At 68.8% G+C, this 16,781-nt stretch carries 19 protein-coding genes; 6 read left to right on the top strand and 13 right to left on the bottom strand.

The window, feature by feature from the left end; all coding sequences use genetic code 11:
* Positions 1 to 19: 19 nt before the first annotated feature.
* Entirely contained in the window at positions 20 to 745 is a 726-nt protein-coding gene (locus ACFYY8_RS12565; RefSeq protein WP_352010921.1) for a demethylmenaquinone methyltransferase, read from the bottom strand.
* Between the two features lie 355 nt (positions 746 to 1,100).
* On the opposite strand from ACFYY8_RS12565, the gene ACFYY8_RS12570 reads away from it, so the two are divergent.
* Entirely contained in the window at positions 1,101 to 2,378 is a 1,278-nt protein-coding gene (locus tag ACFYY8_RS12570; RefSeq protein WP_390040046.1) for a delta-60 repeat domain-containing protein, read from the top strand.
* Here ACFYY8_RS12570 and ACFYY8_RS12575 read toward each other — a convergent pair whose 3' ends face one another.
* A complete protein-coding gene (locus tag ACFYY8_RS12575) occupies positions 2,379 to 2,576 on the bottom strand; it encodes a DUF4229 domain-containing protein (RefSeq protein WP_352010923.1) in 198 nt (65 codons plus the stop codon).
* Positions 2,577 to 2,845: 269 nt separating this feature from the next.
* Between ACFYY8_RS12575 and ACFYY8_RS12580 the strand changes: the two genes are divergently transcribed.
* Positions 2,846 to 3,085: a BldC family transcriptional regulator gene (locus ACFYY8_RS12580; protein ID WP_184711992.1), complete on the top strand. Its 240-nt coding sequence runs from the start codon at positions 2,846 to 2,848 to the stop codon at positions 3,083 to 3,085.
* 133 nt (positions 3,086 to 3,218) lie between these two features.
* On the opposite strand, the gene ACFYY8_RS12585 is transcribed toward ACFYY8_RS12580, so the two are convergent.
* Both ACFYY8_RS12585 and ACFYY8_RS12590 read right to left on the bottom strand, forming a co-directional pair.
* Positions 3,219 to 3,458 carry a hypothetical protein gene (locus tag ACFYY8_RS12585; RefSeq protein WP_352010924.1) on the bottom strand — a complete coding sequence of 80 codons (240 nt, stop codon included), beginning with the start codon at positions 3,456 to 3,458 and terminating at the stop codon, positions 3,219 to 3,221.
* 10 nt (positions 3,459 to 3,468) lie between these two features.
* Positions 3,469 to 4,305 (bottom strand): hypothetical protein, encoded by an 837-nt coding sequence (locus tag ACFYY8_RS12590; RefSeq protein WP_390040049.1) that lies wholly within the window; start codon positions 4,303 to 4,305, stop codon positions 3,469 to 3,471.
* Positions 4,306 to 4,419: 114 nt separating this feature from the next.
* Between ACFYY8_RS12590 and ACFYY8_RS12595 the strand changes: the two genes are divergently transcribed.
* Complete coding sequence (locus ACFYY8_RS12595; protein WP_390040051.1) at positions 4,420 to 4,722, top strand: PLDc N-terminal domain-containing protein; 303 nt, start codon at positions 4,420 to 4,422, stop codon at positions 4,720 to 4,722.
* Positions 4,723 to 4,791: 69 nt separating this feature from the next.
* Here the strand turns inward: ACFYY8_RS12595 and ccsB are convergent, their stop codons facing one another.
* From ccsB to ACFYY8_RS12630, 7 genes are all read right to left on the bottom strand, one after another.
* Complete coding sequence (gene ccsB / locus ACFYY8_RS12600) at positions 4,792 to 5,772, bottom strand: c-type cytochrome biogenesis protein CcsB (protein ID WP_390040053.1); 981 nt, start codon at positions 5,770 to 5,772, stop codon at positions 4,792 to 4,794.
* Positions 5,762 to 7,360: a cytochrome c biogenesis protein ResB gene (locus tag ACFYY8_RS12605; RefSeq protein ID WP_390040055.1), complete on the bottom strand. Its 1,599-nt coding sequence runs from the start codon at positions 7,358 to 7,360 to the stop codon at positions 5,762 to 5,764. The genes ccsB and ACFYY8_RS12605 overlap by 11 nt, the downstream gene beginning before the upstream one ends.
* Positions 7,360 to 8,106 carry a cytochrome c biogenesis CcdA family protein gene (locus tag ACFYY8_RS12610; protein WP_390040057.1) on the bottom strand — a complete coding sequence of 249 codons (747 nt, stop codon included), beginning with the start codon at positions 8,104 to 8,106 and terminating at the stop codon, positions 7,360 to 7,362. The genes ACFYY8_RS12605 and ACFYY8_RS12610 overlap by 1 nt, the downstream gene beginning before the upstream one ends.
* Entirely contained in the window at positions 8,096 to 8,677 is a 582-nt protein-coding gene (locus tag ACFYY8_RS12615; protein ID WP_390040059.1) for a TlpA family protein disulfide reductase, read from the bottom strand. The genes ACFYY8_RS12610 and ACFYY8_RS12615 overlap by 11 nt, the downstream gene beginning before the upstream one ends.
* A 56-nt stretch (positions 8,678 to 8,733) precedes the next feature.
* Positions 8,734 to 9,372, bottom strand: a complete 639-nt coding sequence (locus ACFYY8_RS12620) for a histidine phosphatase family protein (protein ID WP_390040060.1) — start codon at positions 9,370 to 9,372, stop codon at positions 8,734 to 8,736.
* A 219-nt stretch (positions 9,373 to 9,591) separates the two neighbouring features.
* Positions 9,592 to 10,536, bottom strand: coding sequence for a LysR family transcriptional regulator (locus tag ACFYY8_RS12625; protein ID WP_390040062.1), 945 nt, complete (start codon positions 10,534 to 10,536; stop codon positions 9,592 to 9,594).
* A 231-nt stretch (positions 10,537 to 10,767) separates the two neighbouring features.
* Complete coding sequence (locus ACFYY8_RS12630) at positions 10,768 to 11,052, bottom strand: hypothetical protein (RefSeq protein ID WP_362912492.1); 285 nt, start codon at positions 11,050 to 11,052, stop codon at positions 10,768 to 10,770.
* 517 nt (positions 11,053 to 11,569) lie between these two features.
* On the opposite strand from ACFYY8_RS12630, the gene ACFYY8_RS12635 reads away from it, so the two are divergent.
* Positions 11,570 to 12,052 carry a vitamin K epoxide reductase family protein gene (locus ACFYY8_RS12635; RefSeq protein WP_390040064.1) on the top strand — a complete coding sequence of 161 codons (483 nt, stop codon included), beginning with the start codon at positions 11,570 to 11,572 and terminating at the stop codon, positions 12,050 to 12,052.
* Between the two features lie 30 nt (positions 12,053 to 12,082).
* Positions 12,083 to 12,862, top strand: coding sequence for a DsbA family protein (locus tag ACFYY8_RS12640; RefSeq protein ID WP_390040066.1), 780 nt, complete (start codon positions 12,083 to 12,085; stop codon positions 12,860 to 12,862).
* Positions 12,863 to 13,270: 408 nt separating this feature from the next.
* Here the strand turns inward: ACFYY8_RS12640 and hemL are convergent, their stop codons facing one another.
* On the bottom strand, positions 13,271 to 14,611 hold the full coding sequence (hemL, locus tag ACFYY8_RS12645; protein ID WP_390040068.1) for a glutamate-1-semialdehyde 2,1-aminomutase: 1,341 nt from the start codon (positions 14,609 to 14,611) through the stop codon (positions 13,271 to 13,273).
* Positions 14,612 to 15,183: 572 nt separating this feature from the next.
* Positions 15,184 to 15,822 carry a bifunctional DNA primase/polymerase gene (locus ACFYY8_RS12650; RefSeq protein WP_390040070.1) on the bottom strand — a complete coding sequence of 213 codons (639 nt, stop codon included), beginning with the start codon at positions 15,820 to 15,822 and terminating at the stop codon, positions 15,184 to 15,186.
* A gap of 306 nt (positions 15,823 to 16,128) precedes the next feature.
* On the opposite strand from ACFYY8_RS12650, the gene ACFYY8_RS12655 reads away from it, so the two are divergent.
* Positions 16,129 to 16,781: RNA-guided endonuclease InsQ/TnpB family protein (locus tag ACFYY8_RS12655; protein WP_390040072.1), on the top strand; the 653-nt coding region annotated here is incomplete at its 3' end.

The raw sequence follows: 16,781 nt of genomic DNA on the forward strand, positions 1-16,781 counted from the left end.
TGCTATCGCCTGTCAATGTTCACGCGGGCTTATATGCCCGATGAAGGGCCACGATGCCCAGAGCGAGATTACGCCAGGCGACCCGCTTCCAGCCCGCCTCCTGAATGATCTTCGCCAGCCCCGCCTGGTCCGGCCACTCCCTGATCGACTCGGCCAGATACTCGTAGGAGTCGTCGTTCGAACCGAACACCTTGGCGGCCTTCGGCATGAACCGCATGAGGTACTGCGTGTAGATCAGGTCGAACGAACGCAGCGTGGGGTGGGAGAACTCCAGGATCACCAGGCGCCCGCCCGGCTTGGCCACCCGCAGCATCTCGCGCAGCGCCTGCCCGGTGTCCTGCACGTTGCGCAACGCCGTCGAGATCGTCACCGCGTCGAACACGTCGTCGGCGAACGGCAGCCGCAACGCGTCACCCGCGATGAAACTGACCCCCCGCACCCCGCCGCCGGAGATGCCGGAACCACCGCGCCGCCGTACCCCGGTGCTCAGCATGCCCAGCGAGAAGTCGGAGGCGACGGCCCGCGCCCCGAGGGAGGTGAAGGTGTCGGTCGAGGTGCCGGTGCCCGCGCCCAGGTCCAGGACAAGCTCTCCGGGGCCCGCGTCGACCGCCGCCGCGGTCGCCTTGCGCCACAGCCTGACCTGGCCAAGGGAGATAACGTCATTGACCAGGTCGTACCGCCGGGCCGTGCGATCGAACATCGCGGCGACCTCATGCGGCTGCTTGTCCAGCGAAGCGCGCGTCATGAGCCCAGCTTATTGGCGCCGTCTGTGTCTCTTTGCGACGCCTGGCGGCGTCGCGGGCTTGGGCGCCCTGAGTCGGTGCTTTCCCTCGTCGCTCATCCGCTGCGCTCCTTCGCTCCTCAGTCCAAGCACCGACGCGCCCAAGCCGACACTCTTCACACGTGGCGCCGGTAAAGCGCAAGATCAAAAACCTCACGCACGGCGCCGAGAAGCACGGGGGCGGGTCCTCGTTCCCGGTGTCGGGGGCGGTCGTGGCCGGGGGCACTCCGGCATCCACGGAAAGTGACGGCTTGATCACTGTGGGTCTGCTAGGAATTACCGAATGTTTACCAGGAGCGTTTCGGCGCTGGTCGCAGCAATGGTTCTTCTGCCGCCCTGGGCGGCCTCGCCCGCGGCGGCGGGCACGGTACGGCACACGCGGGTCGTCTCCGCCAACCCGGTGAACAACACTCCCCATGTGCTCGACGGGATCGTCAACGCCATCGCGCTCGTCGGCAGGACGGTGGTGGTCGGCGGCTCCTTCAGCCAGGTGAGGAACGCCGGAAGCAGGACCACGGTGGAGCGCTCCAACATCTTCGCCTACGACCTGGTCACCGGGCGCATCCTGGCGGGCTTCGCGCCGATTCTGGACGGGCAGGTCAGGGCGCTGGCCGACGGGCCCGGCGGCACGGTCTACGCCGGGGGCGAGTTCACCGAGACCACGGCCACCCAGGCCGAGAACCTGCCGGGGGTCGGGCCCGCCGCCTCGGGGGCGGACACCAACGGCCTGGTCAGGCTGCGGCTGTCCGACGGCGCCCCGATGACGGACTTCGGCGCCCAGACCTACGGGGGCGGGGTCACCGCGCTGGCCAGGTCCGGTTCCCGGCTCTACGTCGGCGGCGACTTCATCGGGATCAGCGGGACCGGCCGTACGGCGCTGGCCAGGCTCGACGCCGTGAGCGGGGTGGTCGACGCGGGCTTCGCCGTACGGCTTGGCGACCCGAGGGGGCGCCGGGTCAAGATCGCCTCGATGGCGTTGAGCGGGGACCGGCTGGTGGTCGCGGGTGACTTCACCACCATGAACGGGCTTTCCCGGCCACAGCTCGGGCTCGTCGACGTCGCCGCCCGTCCCGCGAAGGTCGCCAACTGGCGGACCTCGACCTACGCGGCCAGATGCAAGGCCGTCTTCCCCTCCTACGTCCGGGGGGTGGACTTCGCCCCGGACGGGAGCTACTTCGCGATCGTCACGACCGGCGGCCCCCAGGGGCCGGACAAGCCGTGCGACAGCACGGCGCGTTTCGAGACGCGCCCCCGGAGTTCACTGGAGAACGTGCGGCCCACCTGGATGAACCTCACCGGGGGCGACTCGCTCTACGCGGTCGCCGTGACGGGCGCGGCCGTGTACGTCGGCGGGCACCAGCGGTGGCTGAACAACCCGCTCGGCCACGACTCCGCGGGCCCTGGAGCGGTCCCGAGGCCGGGAATCTCGGCGATCGATCCGCGCACCGGCAAGGCCCTGTCGTGGAATCCCACCAGGGAGCGCGGAATCGGCGTCAAGGCATTCCTCGCCCATCACGGAGGGTTACTGGTTGGTAGTGACACAACGCGGCTTGGTCACGAGTACCATGCCCGAGTCGGCATGTTCCCGTTGCCGTGATCACTCCTGATTCTTAGTGAATCGCTGACTCACCGCGTCGCGCTGCTTCGACAGCAGGACGTAGCTGGCCACCCCACTGACCAGGAATGCGGCGACCAGCAGGATGAAGGGCTGGCGAAGGCCGAGGAGATAGAGCACACCGATGCTCACGGCCAGGAGTCCCAGCCGGGAGACGGTGTAAACGAAGACGGGATGCACAGCGTTGAGGTTACGTCACCCCACACCCGGCCTGCTCAGGGGTAGGTGTGGGGTGCTGAAGTGGGTGCTTCGCACTGCGCGTGAGCGCTGCTAGTGTGCACAACAGATCAGTTTCGTAAAGAAACACCCACGAGACTCTCAAAGAGGCTCTATCATATAACAATCGGGCAGTCAGTCGATAACAACCCGTGATCTTTGTAGAAAAGCACGGATAAATCAGACTTCGCTCGGCACACTGGTTACCTGTCCGCCCGCTGGCAGGAAGCGGGATGCGAGGGGGAGAGATTGTGGAGAGTAGCAGCGAGCGTCTGCTGACGCCCGGAGAGGTTGCCGCCCTCTTCCGGGTCGACCCAAAGACGGTTACACGCTGGGCCGCGGCAGGCCGTATCAGCAGCATCCGTACCCCCGGAGGGCATCGGCGGTTCCGCGAGTCGGAAGTGCACGCCCTTCTGCGCGGGGAAGACGTCTTGACGGCCGAAAGGCCGGCAGGCGACGCACCGCGTGTCTGACGACTTATGACGTCACACCATCGGTGGTCCTACGGGGCCCCCACCCGGAAAGCCGCAGGGTCACCGATGGAGTCGTACGGCTCGCACCCCCCGAGCCGCAACCCCGCCCCCACCCGGGGCGTCCCCAGGGACCTCAACCGTCCTGTTCGGCCTTGAAGGCCAGGAACTCACGTTCCAGATCGTCGTTCTCCTCAAGCCAGCGCCGTCTGCGCTCGGCCAGTTCCTCCTCGGTGAACGCCTCCGCCAGCCACCGGTCGTAGTCCGGATCTCCCGGTAGCAGTTCCACGTACGCGTTGCCGATCAGACGCCCGTCATCACTGGACAGAGTCTGCGGCACGCGCAGCGTTCCGTCAGCGAGCCGGATGACGTACATCCCAGATCACCTAGATTCCGTAACGCCGGTTGAAGAACAACATGACATCGAGCGCCAGCCTCGTGTTACCGCCGAGCATGTCCACCAGGGCCGGACGCTGCCGCGAAACGATCGCGGCGAAGGCGTCAGCGAAAAACTCCTTACGCCCCAGATCGCCCGACTGAAGGTGGAACCCGGAGGCCAGCATAGGGACGCATCTCTCATAAAGGGCCGCGAACTCGGGAGAGTCGGAGACCCAGTCTCCGTGGGGGGCGTCCACGTCGTCCAGGGCGTGCCCGACCTCGTGCATCATCACATCCGGAGTCGGTGAGGGCCGGTCCCCCACGACGATCTTGCGGTCGCCGTACGCTCCCGCGCAGATGTCCCAGGTCGCCCGGCCCGAGGGCAGCGGCGCGCCCCGCAGGTAACCCATGTCGTCCAGGTCGGGCACCCCGCCCGCGCCGACGTAGATGCCGTCGAGCCCCTCGGCGAGCTTCCTCTTGAGGATGTCGGGCAGCCTGGCCAGACTCTCGACCGCCCGTACGGTGTCCGCGGACGGCGGCCCCTGGTCGGCGTCCCACTGGCGGTGCAGGATGCGTTCGAGCCGCCCGCAGTGCCGTAGGCCGTCGCCCATCCCGGGGGCGTCCGGAGGGTTCGGCATGGCCCTCGGCTGCTCGTCGTCGAGTTCGAAATCCCGCCAGGTGTACTGCGGGCGGTCGACCACCGGCGCCGTCACGGCGCCCATCCGCCACTCCGGCGCGAGCGGCGCGTCACGGACCGCTCTCCCTGCGACACTCTCCGTGCGCTGCGGCAGGCTCCGCTGCCACCAGCGCCGCCGATGACGGCCCTTGTCCGCCGAATTCGCCATCACACGCCCCAGGAGGAAGTGGCAACAGGCTCCACCGTACGGCGTGGACCCTCGTCAGTCACCCGGATCGGGGCCACGACCGCACCCTGCCGCCGAATGGCTTACAGTTCGGGCATGCCCCTGCTTGTCAGTCTGGCGATACTCGCCTTCTGGCTCTACTGCCTGTTCGACGCGATCACCACGCCGGACGAGGACGCCAGGAACCTGCCCAAGCTCCTATGGGTGATCATCGTGCTGCTGCTGCCCGTCGCGGGCGGCGTGTTCTGGCTCCTGCTCGGCAGGCCGAGCGCCTCCGGGGCCAGGGGCACGCTCCCTCCGGACGACCACAGGTCCGTGCGCCGCGAGGCCCCCAGGGGCCCGGACGACGACCCCGAGTTCCTCAGGGACCTGGAGCGGCGGCTGCGCGACGAGGAGTGAACAACGCATGCGAAAGCCCGCCAGGAGGTACGGCACGGCCGCCCTCCTGACGGGCGGGAAGGACCGGTCTCAGCCGGGAACCTCGGCGTAGGAGTGCAGACCGCCGAGGAAGATGTTCACCCCGACCAGGTTGAACATCAGGCAGGCGAAGGCGATGAGTTGCACGATCATCGCGGCCTTGCCCCTGAACCCCGCGGTCGCGCGGGCGTGCAGATAGGCCGCGTAGGCGATCCAGGTGATGAACGCCCAGACCTCCTTGGGGTCCCAGCCCCAGTAACGTCCCCAGGCCTTGTCCGCCCAGAGGGCGCCCGCGATGACGGCGAACGTCCAGATCGGGAAACCGACCACGATGGCGCGGTGCGCGACCCGCTCCAGGTCCTGCCGGGACGGCAGCCGGACCGCGCTGTCCTTCCTCACCAGGAAGAGGACACCGGCGACACCCGCCATGATGAACAGGCCACTGGCGATGATCGCCGCCGACACGTGGATGGCGACCCAGTAGGAGTTCAGCGCGGGCACGACGGGACCGGCCTGCACGTACAGATACCGTACGGCGAAGCCGAGCCCGAGGGCGGCGGCGACCGTGACGAAGGCCCCCAGGAACAGGTTCCGGTAGCGCAGGTGCATGAACAGGAACGCGCTCACCGCCGCGAAGCACATCGCGACCACGAACTCGTACATGTTGCCCCACGGCCAGCGGCCGATGGCCCAGCCCCTGGTCAGGATGGCCGCCAGGTTCGCGGCCCAGCCGAGCCAGGTCAGCGCGAGCGCGACCGGGGCTGCCCGCAGCGCCCAGGCGGGCGGCGCCTTCTCCTCGGGTGCCTCGTCCCGGGGGCCGTCCTGGGAGACACCCGCCGCGTCCCCCCCGACCGTGACGAGCGCGGGTTCTCCGGCGGCCCTGACCTTTGCGGTGGCCTTCGCGGTGCTCCTGACCCGGCCGAAACCGAGGTCGAGGGCGTAGCCGATCATCGCGACGATGTAGAGCAGCACGGTCGCCAGGGTGAGCTGGTCGCTCAGCGTGGCGAGGCCGACATCGACCTCAACGGGCATCGTTGTTCACTCCTGGATTCAAGGCGGCGACGATCCCGGCGAACTCCTCGCTGAAATCGCTGCCTTCGGTGCGCGTGAGACCGCCGATCTCGACGTGTCCACTGTCCTTTTCCTGCCGATCACCGATCCGCACCCACACCCGGCGGCGGCGGACGGTCAGTGAGAGCACCAGGCCGACCACCGAGAGCGCGGAGGCGACGAGCGCGGGCATCCGGCCCGGGTCGTGGGTGATCTGCAGTGCGATCCACTGCCTGAGCCCGGTGAACTCGATCGACCCCATGCCGTTCGGCAGGTCGAGCTTCTTGCCGACGGCCAGCGGGTCGGCCTTCATGACCAGCGGTTTCATCTTCTTCAGGCTCGTCGGGTCCAGCTCGTAGACCGACTGCGGCCTGCCGTCGCGCAGCCCGAGGTCCCCGGCGAACGCGCCGTACACCTGGGCGGTCGGGTTGGCCGCGCCGGGGAAGACCGAGATCCACTCGCCGTTCATCGGCACCGTGGTCGGCAGGAAGCCGATCAGGAGGCCGAGCTGCTCCGGCTGGGCGTCGGGGACCTTGACGACGCACTCGGAGGTGAACGTCGCGGGCTGGACGACCAGGCACGGCACGGGGCCGTCGAAGGCGACCTGCCCCTTGCCATCGGTGATCTTGAAGGTGGGGGCGTAGCCGTGGTCGATGAGGTAGGTCAGCGTGCCGTTGACGTCCAGCGGGTCGTTGACCTTCAGCGTGTAGTCGCGCTGCCCGGCGCCGGGGGCGTCGGTGACCTTGAGCCTGGCCTCGAAGTCGAGCGGCTGGCCACGCCGTTCGCCCTGGGCGATGTAGGTGGCCTGGAAGTCGTCAAGGGTGAAGGAGAAGGGTTCGAGCGACTCCGCGCTGACCTGCTGGCCGGGCATGTAGCGGTCGTAGGCGGCGACCGTGTTGGCGAAGCCCTCCCCCTCGACGACCAGCACGTTGCCGCGGTAGCCGTACAGGGCGCCCGCGCCGACCGCGACGAGCAGGCCGAGCAGTGCGACGTGGAAGATCAGATTGCCCGTCTCGCGCAGGTAGCCCTTCTCCGCGGCGACCCAGCCGGGCCCGGTGACCACCCGGAAGCGCATCCGGCGCAGCCGTTTCGCCGCCTCCTCGACGGTCAGGTCACCGTCGAAGGAGGCGTTCTGCGGCAGTCGCAGCAGGTTACGCGGCGGTGCCGGAGGCTTCTTCCGCAGTTCACGCAGGTGCGTCGCGGCACGTGGGAGCACGCAGCCGATCAGGGACAGGAACAGCAGCAGGTAGATCGCGGCGAACCACGGCGCCCTGAACACGTCGAACAGCCACAGCCGGTCGAGCCACTCGGCCAGGGCCGGGCTGTCGCTGAAGTACTGCGAGACCTTGGCGTCGGAGACGCCGCGCTGCGGCCAGATCGACCCCGGGACCGAGGCGAGGGCGAACAGGAACAGCAGGATCAGGGCCGTGCGCATCGAGGTGAGCGTGCGCCAGAACCAGCGCGCCCACGCGACCGCGCCGAACGAGCCCGGCCGTACGGCCTGCTCGTCACCGTCCGGCTCGCGCTGCCCGGCCGTACGGCCAGGCTCGGCCTGCTTGACTTCCTCCATCAGATCACCGGCTCGAATCCGCCGATCCACCCCTGCATGGTCGCGACGAGTTCTCCCCAGAGCCCCGTGACGAGCAGCAGGCCGACGGCGACCAGCATGGCCCCGCCGATCCGGGTGATCAGCTGCGAATGGCGGCGAACCGCCTTGAACGTGTGCAGTGCCCTACGGTATGCCAGCCCGGCCACCAGGAAGGGCAGTCCGAGGCCGAGCGCGTAGGCGAAGGCCAGCAGGGCTCCCCGCCCCGCGCTGCCCTCGGTGAGCCCCAGGGTGAGCACGACACCCAGGGTCGGGCCGATGCAGGGGGTCCAGCCGAGGCCGAAGACCACGCCGAGCAGCGGCGCCCCGGCCAGCCCGGCGGCCGGAATCCGGTGGATGCGCAGGTCACGCTGGAGACCGGGCAGCACCCCCATGAACGCCAGGCCGAGCACGATCGTCAGTACGCCGAGCACCCGCGTGATGATCCCGGCGTTGTCGGCCAGCGCCTCGCCGAGACTCCCGAAGATCGCCCCGCCCGCCACGAAGACCAGCGCGAAGCCGAGCACGAACAGCCCGATGCCCGCGACCATCCGGCCGCGTCTCGGGTCACCGCTCATCCCCGTCACGTACGACAGGTAGCCGGGCACCAGCGGCAGCACGCAGGGTGACAGGAAGGAGACGAGGCCGGCGGCCACCGCGATCGGCAACGCCAGCAGCAGCGACCCGCTCGCGACCGTCGCGGTCAGGTCGGTTCCCACCTCAGTGCTCACCGCCGACCTTGGTGACCACGTCGAGGAGGTCGTTGTACTTGACGGCGCCGAGGGCGCGGGCCGCGATCCTGCCCTGGCGGTCGATGACCAGCGTCGAGGGGATCGCGGCCGGGGGCACGGTGCCGTGGAAGGACAGCGCGATCCGGCCCGGCTGGTCGAAGATGCTGGGGTATCCGGGCTGCTGGCTGCGTTCGAAGGCCAGGGCCTCGGCCTTGCGGTCCTTGAAGTCGATGCCGAGGAACTCCACGCCCGACGCCTTGGTCTTGGCGGCGATGTCCTTGAGCACCGGCGCCTCCGAGCGGCAGGGCGCGCACCAGGCGGCCCAGAAGTTCAGCACCACGACCTTGCCCTTGTAGGAGGCCAGGGAGACGCTCTTGCCGTCGAGGGTCTCGCCCTCGACGGCTGGGGCTGGTTTGCGGCCGACGGCCTCGAACGTGGTGATCTTGCCGTCACCCGGCACGAAGCGGGTGTCCCCGCTCTGCGGCTGCGATCCCTGGTTACCGGCACATCCGGCCACGGTGACGATCGACACGGCCACGAGCAGCACGGCGGCGAAGGGTTTTGCGCGCATCAGGGGCTGAGTCTTCCTGTACTACAACCGGTAGAGCAGTCACTCTACCGGCGTGGTCAGGCGCCCGGTACGGCAGGGCGCCCGACGAGCGCGCCCGCGGGTTCGCTGTATCCGACACTGACCAACCGGTCGCCCTCGAAGGAGAAGCTCGTGAGGCTGGCCAGCGAACACTGCCTGCGCCTGGGGTCGTGCGGCAGCCGCCTGCCCTCGGCCGCGAGCCGGATGATCCAGATCGGCAGCTGGTGGCTGACCAGCACCGCCTCGTGGCCGCGCGCCGCGTCTCTGGCGGTGTCGATCACGCTCTTCATCCGCCGGACGACGTCGGTGTAGCGCTCGCCCCAGGAGGGACGCAGCGGGTTCCACAGGTGGCGGTAGTGACGCGGGCTGCGGAAGACGCCGTTGCCCCCGGCGACCGAGGCGCCTTCGAAGATGTTCTCCGCCTCGATGAGACGTTCGTCGAGGGTGACCTCAAGGCCGAAGGAGGAGGCGATCGGAGCGACGGTCTCCTGGGCCCGCTCCAGAGGGGAGGAGAACAGGGCCGTGATGTCTCGTCCCGCGACGGACTTGGCGACCAGCTCGGCCATCTGCTTTCCCGTCTCCGACAGGTGGTATCCGGGGAGCCTGCCGTACAGGATGTTCGCGGGGTTGTGCACCTCACCGTGGCGCAGGAGGTGAACGACGGTCGTCTCAGCCATGGTGCCGCCAGCCTACCGACAGGTATGGATGAATAGGGCGCATAGATGGACCAGTGTGGCCGTGCCGCCTGGACGACGCCAGCGCCGAAGGCAGTCGACTTCCGGGTTTAGCGGCGTTTTCCGGTGTTTCGTGCATGATCTCACCGTTCTACGGCCGATCTGTGGCCGATATGGGACACCTGCTCACGGGCCGGTCACCGTGGCGCCCGGCCCGCGCGCTCAGCCTTCGACGGGTTCCCCGACCGGATCGGCCGTACCCGCCGGGCAGTGGGGCTCGGAGGCGAGCCTGAGCGCCTCGACCGCGGCCCTGATCGCCGGACGGCGGGCCGCGTCGGTGCGCCAGAGCGCGTAGATCTTCCGGGTGGGACGCGGCCTGAGCGGGACGATCCGCACCCCCTCGGGCACGAAGTCACGGCCGAGACGGGGGATGATCGCGCAGCCCTGCCCGGCCGCGACGAGGGCGAGGTGGGTCGGATACTCGTCGGCCATGCAGGCGATGTCGGGTTCGAGCTCGGCCGAACGCAGCGTGTAGACGAGCCAGTCGTGGCAGACCGTACCGGGCGAGGAGCTGATCCATCGCTCGCCGGACAGCTCGGAGAGCTCGATCTCCTGCCGGTCGGCCAGCGGATGACACGAGGGCAGGATCGCGTCGGCGACGTCGTCGAAGAGCATCGCCCTGGAGAGCCCCTCGGGAACGGCCAGCGGCCGGTTCATCCAGTCCTGGACGACCGCGAGGTCGAGTTCGCCCCGGCTCACCTCACGGAGCTGGCGCTCCGGCTCCCGCTCGTGCAGCTGGAGCCTGAGATCGGGGTGGCGCCGCTGCAGGTGGGCCAGCGCCGCGGGCAGCAGCCCCCGCGCCGCCGTGGGAAACGCCCCGATGCTCAACCTGCCGACGACCGCTCCCCGCAGCGCCTCGAAGTCGGCCTCCGCGGTCTCGACCAGCGCGAGGATGCGCTCGGCGTGGTCGGCGAGCAGTCCGGCCGCGTCCGTCAGCCGGACCCCGCGCCCGTTGCGCTCAAGCAACGTCGCGCCGGTCTCCCGTTCGAGCTTGGCGAGCTGCTGAGACACGGCGGACGGGGTCACCATGAGGGCGTCGGCCGCCGCGCCGACCGATCCGTACACGGCCACGGCGTGCAGAGCTTTGAGGCGGTTGAGATCCAGCATGTAGCAACTCTAAACGCCCGTAGCGGAAAAAGCTCCCTTTACTAAAGAAAAAGCACGAACAAGGACGAAAGTCACCGAATCCATCACACCTTCGCCCCGCCCGGCCCATCGCCTTCGTTCATACCCTTTCAAGCCACCCGTACGGCTTCGCGACGCCTGGGTGGTTTTGCGGCATCAGGTCCCGTACGGCCGCCACCCCGGAGGCCGTACGGGGACCGAAGAACGGAGACCTCAACCCTTGGCGCTGACCTGCCCGCTCCCCTTGCAGGGACGGCAGGTGATCTCGACCTGGGTCACCACCGTCCCGCCCGCGGCGGTCTTGGTCTCACGGGTCTCGTAGTAGTGGCCGTTTCCCTCACAGTTGCCACAGGGGCGCGTCGCTCCCATCGGCCTCTCCTTCACCTGCGCCGCGGCCTGGGCGACGTCCGCGAACGACGCCCTGACCCGCTCCGCCTGCTCCCCCGTCAGGAAAGGCAACACCACCTTGCCGCCCGCGGCGGTGGGAATGCCCAGCACATACGTTCCTCGTTCGGTCACAGGCTTTTCCAATCGGGGGACGATGATCGATCCGGAGGGCGACCGTCTACCACGTATCTCCGATGATCATGGTAGGCCGCCCATGACACCACGTCGGCACAGCTGCGGCCGTCCGGCACGTCTCCCCTCGGGCACCGCCTTGGGGAGTCGCCGGCACGGCCCCACGACCGACCCCGTCAGGCTACCCGTCCGATCCTCGCCGCCACCCTCGACTTCTCACAACCTCCACTTCCGGGAGGAACACAACCACTCCTCACACCGAAAAGTCCCCACCGAACCGCAGAAAGCACGAAAGGAAAACCGCTCCAGGCCTTTCCAAGGACTTTGTCCCCTACTTCGAGAAAGCCGTCCCGGCTATCGTCGCTCAGACCCGACAGATCCCCATCAGCACCCAAAGACGCACTACCAAGCCCCTTACCGCCCTCTTACGCCCTTTGTTCTAGCCTCGCCTCTGTCCCCCACGGCGACGCGAAGCCGGAACCCCATAGGAAACCCCATGGCCACAGATGTTCACCCGCACCCCGGTCGAGCACCGGAACGGCCGCGCTGGTTCCTCATCGCGACGATCCTGCTGAGCGTCATGGGCCTGGCGGTCTCGGCCTACCTGACCCTCGCCCACTACGACACCGCGGTCCCCCTCGTGTGCGCGGAGAACTCCACGATCGACTGCGCCTCGGTGACGTCGAGCAGCTACTCCGAACTGCTGGGCATCCCGGTACCCGTACTCGGCCTGCTGTTCTTCGCCGGGATCACGGTGCTGACCACCCCGTGGGCCTGGCGCTCGGCCTCCCCCCTCATCCGCTGGGTACGGCTCGGCAGCGTGATCGTCGGCGTGCTCTTCGTGGTCTACCTGGTGAGCGCCGAACTGCTCGTCCTCGGCAAGATCTGCCTGTGGTGCACGGCCGTACACGTGATAACCGTGGCGCTTTTCGGATGCGTCGTGACCGACGAATACCGGCGGGCGGGCCAGCCGGTCTGACCGCCGCAGCGATATCGATGAGGAGTCCTCATGAGCAAGAACGCCCGGCGGCAGTCGGCCAGGGAACGCGTCGCCGAGGAACGCAGACTGCAGGCCGCCAAGGACAGGCAGCGGAAACTGCTGCTGGGCGTCATCGGTGGCATAGCCGCCGCGGCGGTCATCGTGGTCGCGGTCGTCGTCGCGCAGAACAACGCCGGTCAGAGCAACCAGAAGGGCGTCGCCTACAACGGGCCGCTGGCTCCGACCACACGCCAGGAAGACGGCTCGATCCTCATGGCCAAGGAGGGCGTCACCGCCCCCACCCTGGAGATCTTCGAGGACTTCCAGTGCCCCTTCTGCAAGAAGCTTGAGGACACCGCCGGCGACGCGATCTACAAGGCCGCCGCGGAGGGCAAGGCCCGGGTGATCTTCCGGCCGTTCCAGCTCTTCCAGGCACCCGCCCACCCCGAACCCGTACCGTCGGTCTCCCGGCGCGGCGCCAACGCCGCCCTGTGCACCCCGCCCGACAAGTGGGCCTCCTACGCCAAGACGCTGTACGCCAACCAGCCGGTCGAGGGGCAGAACGGCTTCGAGAACAAGGACCTGCTCAACTGGGCCCGGGACCTCGGCTTCTACGACGCCGGGTTCGACAAGTGCGTCACCGGCCTGGAGATGGGGGCCGACGTCGACAAGGCCACCGAGTACGCCCAGAAGCAGAAGGTCAACAGCACCCCGACCCTCCGCCTCAACGGCAAGGACCTGACCGCCGAACAGGTCAACGAGCTCCTCTCCGCTCCTGAGAGCTTGGAGCAGATCCTGAGCGCGAAATAGTGCTGTGTTTCTTTGCTCCGCCTTCGGCGTCGCGGGCTGTGTCTCCTTGCTCCGCCTTCGGCGTCGCGGGTCCGGGCGCCTCAAGCCAACGCTTTCCCTCGTCACTCCGTCGCTTCGCTCCTGCGTTCCTCAGTCCAAGCGTCGGCGCGCCCGAACCGAAACCCCTCACACTTGGCACCGGTAAAGCACAAGGCCGAACTCTTCACTTCTGGCGCCGGGGCGTCGGAGTGGAAGCCTTTCGGGTACGGCGCCGACGTGCCCGATCCGAAACCGTTCGCGTGCGGCGCCGGGGTGTCCGGGGTGGAACTCTTCAGGCTTGGCGCCGGAGCACCCAGGGTGCCTCTCAGCCTGGGTGCGGGGGCACACCCAGGCCGAGGTGTTTCGGGGCGGAAGGTCTGAGCGACGGCTTCAGAAGGCCTGGGCTGCGGCTTTGGCGGCTGCGGGGAGGGCTTCGGCCACCTGGGAGAGAGCCTCTTCGTCGTGGGCGGAGGAGAGGAACCACGCCTCGTACGCCGACGGGGGCAGATAGACGCCCTGGTCCAGCATCGCGTGGAAGAACGCCCGGTAGGCGGCGGTGTTCTGGGTCTGCGCCCCGGCGAAGTCGGTGACCTGGTCCTCGGTGAAGAAGATGGAGAACAGGCTGCCCGCGCGCTGCAGGCGGTGCGGCACCCCGGCCGCGGCCAGGGCGTCGGAGGCGGCGCGGCCGATGATCAGGGCGGCGGCGTCGACCCGGTCGTAGACCTCCTCGTCGCAGGCACGCAGGGTGGCCAGGCCCGCCGCGCAGGCCAGCGGGTTCCCCGACAGGGTGCCCGCCTGGTAGACCGGCCCCTCGGGAGCGAGATTGGCCATCACGTCGGCACGGCCGCCGAAGGCGGCGGCGGGCAGACCGCCGCCCATGACCTTGCCGAAGGTCATCAGGTCGGCCTTGACCGGGTCGAGGCCGTACCACCCGGCTTCGGAGACCCGGAAGCCGGTGAGCACCTCGTCGAGGATCAGCAGGGCGCCGTGGGCGGTGCACAGCTCACGCAGCTTGGCGTTGAAGCCGTCCAGCGGAGGGACGACGCCCATGTTGGCCGGGCACGCCTCGGTGATCACGCACGCGATCTCGTCGCCGAACTCCCGGAAGGCCTCGGTGACGGCCTCGACCGAGTTGTACGGCAGCACGACCGTGTCGGCGGCGGACGCTCCGGTGACACCGGGGGTGTCGGGCAGCCCGAAGGTGACCAGTCCCGACCCGGCGGAGGCGAGCAACGCGTCCACGTGGCCGTGGTAGCAGCCGGCGAACTTGACGATCTTCGCCCTGCCGGTGAACCCCCGCGCCAGCCGTACGGCCGACATCGTGGCCTCGGTACCCGAGCTGACGAGGCGGACCTTCTCCACCGGGTCGACGAGGGAGACGATCTCCTCGGCGAGTTCGACCTCGCCGGGCGTGGCCGTACCGAACGAGGTCCCGGCCGCGAGCGCCTCCTGCAGGGCCTCGACCACGGCCGGGTGCCGGTGCCCAAGGATCATGGGCCCCCAGGAGCACACCAGGTCGACGTAACGGTTACCGTCCACGTCGGTGATGTACGGCCCCTGCCCCGAGGCCATGAACCGGGGCGTACCACCGACGGCGCCGAAGGCACGGACGGGAGAGTTCACCCCTCCAGGGACGATCTCGCGGGCACGGGCGAACAGGTCCTCGGACTTCTCAGTAAGGCTCACGCCCCCAGCGTAACCACGCCAGGCGCAGCCCCCACCCCAGGGCATCCCAGCCCACGCACCCTGGCCCCACATGCGAAAGGCCACGGCAGGAGCACCGCCCCTGGCTGGATAGGGGTCCGCTCCGAACACCACAAATACTCAGCGTGCAGAGTCCCTGCCCTCGGCACCCAGCGTGAAAAGCCTCCCCTCTCCAGCACCCGATGCCAGAAGCGCAGGGCTTCACCCCGACCGCCCCGGCACCGTACGTGAAGAGTTTCGGCCTGTGCCTTATCGCCGCCAGGCGGCGCAAAGAGACACGGTTCGGGCGCGCCACCCCTGGCCGTGAAGAGTTTGGTCTTGTGCCTTACCGGCGCCAAGTGTGAGGGGTGTCCGGCTTGGGCGCGTCGGTGCTTGGACTGAGGAGTGAGGGAGCGCAGCGGATGAGCGACGAGGGAAAGCACCGACTCAGGGCGCCCAAGCCCGCGACGCCGCAGGCGGCGCAAAGAGACACGGCTTGGGCGCGTCGGTGTCTGGACTGAGGAGTGAGGGAGCGAAGCGGACGAACGACGAGGGAAGACACCGACCCGAAGCGCCCAAGCCCGCGACGCCGCCAGGCGGCGCAAAGAGACGCTGCGCCATCAACAGGTGTCGGCGAGCTTTTCCAGCACAACCAGCGGGTCAGGAAGAGGACGGCCGTCCGGGGGGCGTAGCCAGGTGGCGGGTTTGCCTGTCGGCAGCAGGGAGGGCGGCGCCAGGACGTAGCTGTCGCGGCAGTGCCACCGTAGGCCGGGCATCTCCTCGATCGTCGAGGGGCCGTAGTCGAGGGAGCAGGACCACCACTCGTCCTCGTCGTCGGAGGCGTTACGGGTGGCCACATAGAACAGGACCCGGTCACCGTTGGCGGCGACCGGGCCCTGGGCGGTTCCGGCGGAGTCCATGTTCGCGAAGGCGGTCAGGCCCGCGGCGAGCGGCACGTCGAAGACGTCGAAGACCCGGCCCGTGGGGAGGATCACGTTCGCCTCCGGGTCGCGTTGCCACCAGTGGCTCAGCAGGGCGGGGTCGGTGGTCGCCTGCATCTGCCAGGCGCGGGAGAGCGGGTGGGCACCGGCGTCGGGGCAGCCGATGCGGTCGCACGAGCAGGCGCGGGAACCGCTGTTCAGGGGCCGCGCCCCGGGACAGCTCGCCCAGCCGAGGGCGGCGTACTCCAGCACGGAGGCGACCGTCTGTTTCGGATGAGCGCGTCGTTTGCCCCGACGAGTCAGCGGTACCCCCACCATCGTGTCCTCCGTCGTCCGCCCGTCCCGCGTGTCTTCGGATGCGATGACATGCCCGTGTTCGGTCGATCAGCGAAAGAAGTCAGACAGCCAGGGTCTACACCACCTGGGACACATCCGCACCGGTCCTCGCACTCTAACGCACAGACCCCATGTGCGAATGACAAACCCCCGGTTCTCACCACGTGCCTGTCGTCACCAGGCACTTCCAGCGCGGATGCCCCGTCCTTCAGGGCGGGCAGGAAGCGCGGAACGGTGCCGCATGGTGATCTCCGGGGTTTGTCGGTGGGGTTCGGTAGGTTGATCGGCGTGTCCCGCTACCGGCTCTCCCCGACGCCTGCTCAGGAGCAGGCGCTGGCCGAACATTGCGGACATGCCCGGTTCGTGTGGAACCTCGCTTGCGAGCAGCACCGGCATTGGAAACCAGGACGCAGGAGCGCACCCGGGTTCGCCGAGCAGTGCCGTCAGCTCACTGAGGCCAGGGCGGAGTTCGCATGGCTCAGGGCCGGGTCGATCGTCGTGCAGCAGCAGGCGCTCAAGGACTTCGCCCAGGCCATGGCCAACTTCTTCGGTAGAACTCACCGGCGGCCGACATGGCGCAAACGCGGGCAGAGTGAGGGGTTTCGCATCGTCGCGGTCAAGCCCGGCGACGTACGGCGTCTGTCCCGGCAGGTGGGTGAGGTCAGGGTCCCGAAGGTCGGCTGGGTGCGCTTCCGCTGGTCTCGCGCCGTTCCCGGCGGGGTGAGGTCCTACCGCATCACCCGCGACCGTGCCGGACGCTGGCACGTCGCCTTCGCCGCCGTCCCCGAACCGATCCCCGCCCCTGGAACGGGCGAGGTGATCGGTGTGGACCGGGGGGTTGCGGTCTCGGCCGCCCTGTCCACCGGGGAACTGCTCCACGCGCCTGGTCTGCGCGAGGCCGAGCAGGCCCGGCTGCTGCGGTTGCAGCGCAAACTCGCCCG

This window comes from Streptosporangium sp. NPDC001559, from assembly GCF_042893955.1.
Lineage (GTDB): Bacteria > Actinomycetota > Actinomycetes > Streptosporangiales > Streptosporangiaceae > Streptosporangium.

Excerpts from the sequence above, each read along its gene's own strand:
- ACFYY8_RS12650 (WP_390040070.1), bottom strand. The coding sequence starts at position 15,822 with ATGGTGGGGGTACCGCTGACTCGTCGGGGCAAACGACGCGCTCATCCG.
- ACFYY8_RS12615 (WP_390040059.1), bottom strand. The coding sequence starts at position 8,677 with ATGCGCGCAAAACCCTTCGCCGCCGTGCTGCTCGTGGCCGTGTCGATC.
- ACFYY8_RS12580 (WP_184711992.1), top strand. The coding sequence starts at position 2,846 with ATGCGAGGGGGAGAGATTGTGGAGAGTAGCAGCGAGCGTCTGCTGACG.
- ACFYY8_RS12620 (WP_390040060.1), bottom strand. The coding sequence starts at position 9,372 with ATGGCTGAGACGACCGTCGTTCACCTCCTGCGCCACGGTGAGGTGCAC.
- ACFYY8_RS12640 (WP_390040066.1), top strand. The coding sequence starts at position 12,083 with ATGAGCAAGAACGCCCGGCGGCAGTCGGCCAGGGAACGCGTCGCCGAG.
- ACFYY8_RS12585 (WP_352010924.1), bottom strand. The coding sequence starts at position 3,458 with ATGTACGTCATCCGGCTCGCTGACGGAACGCTGCGCGTGCCGCAGACT.
- ACFYY8_RS12595 (WP_390040051.1), top strand. The coding sequence starts at position 4,420 with ATGCCCCTGCTTGTCAGTCTGGCGATACTCGCCTTCTGGCTCTACTGC.
- ACFYY8_RS12565 (WP_352010921.1), bottom strand. The coding sequence starts at position 745 with ATGACGCGCGCTTCGCTGGACAAGCAGCCGCATGAGGTCGCCGCGATG.
- ACFYY8_RS12590 (WP_390040049.1), bottom strand. The coding sequence starts at position 4,305 with ATGGCGAATTCGGCGGACAAGGGCCGTCATCGGCGGCGCTGGTGGCAG.
- hemL (WP_390040068.1), bottom strand. The coding sequence starts at position 14,611 with ATGCCCTGGGGTGGGGGCTGCGCCTGGCGTGGTTACGCTGGGGGCGTG.
- ACFYY8_RS12635 (WP_390040064.1), top strand. The coding sequence starts at position 11,570 with ATGGCCACAGATGTTCACCCGCACCCCGGTCGAGCACCGGAACGGCCG.
- ccsB (WP_390040053.1), bottom strand. The coding sequence starts at position 5,772 with ATGCCCGTTGAGGTCGATGTCGGCCTCGCCACGCTGAGCGACCAGCTC.
- ACFYY8_RS12625 (WP_390040062.1), bottom strand. The coding sequence starts at position 10,536 with ATGCTGGATCTCAACCGCCTCAAAGCTCTGCACGCCGTGGCCGTGTAC.
- ACFYY8_RS12570 (WP_390040046.1), top strand. The coding sequence starts at position 1,101 with ATGGTTCTTCTGCCGCCCTGGGCGGCCTCGCCCGCGGCGGCGGGCACG.
- ACFYY8_RS12605 (WP_390040055.1), bottom strand. The coding sequence starts at position 7,360 with ATGGAGGAAGTCAAGCAGGCCGAGCCTGGCCGTACGGCCGGGCAGCGC.